Origin of the sequence: Pseudomonas sp. SIMBA_067, from assembly GCF_046534675.1 — a bacterium.
GTDB classification, from domain to species: Bacteria; Pseudomonadota; Gammaproteobacteria; order Pseudomonadales; family Pseudomonadaceae; genus Aquipseudomonas; species Aquipseudomonas putida.
Genome location: NZ_JAWRYH010000384.1, coordinates 1 through 274 on the forward strand (window position 1 = coordinate 1; position 274 = coordinate 274).

1 pseudogene is annotated in these 274 nt (G+C 36.1%); it reads left to right on the forward strand.

The annotated features are described in order from the left end of the window. A pseudogene (locus tag SB765_RS29540) lies at positions 1 to 274 on the forward strand (MFS transporter); the annotation flags it as partial.

Sequence of the window (274 nt, forward strand, 5' to 3'; positions counted from 1 at the left end):
GTTTTGGATTTACTATCAACTTATGTTGGTGCTAAAGGCAAGTTACCTACTTATATACCCATTTGCACTGCGATTAGAGCAACAAACTAAGCATTTATCTATTATTGGTTTGTTTTCTGTATTGATGCATTTTGGTGCGATTGGTGGTGCTTTAATTGGTGGTTATTTCTTTAGTTTAGCAGAGCCACGCTATGCGTTATTACTCAGTAGTGCCGGTGATCTAGTCCAGGTTTTATTATGCGCCTACTTAATGTATTCATTAAAAACAGGTATT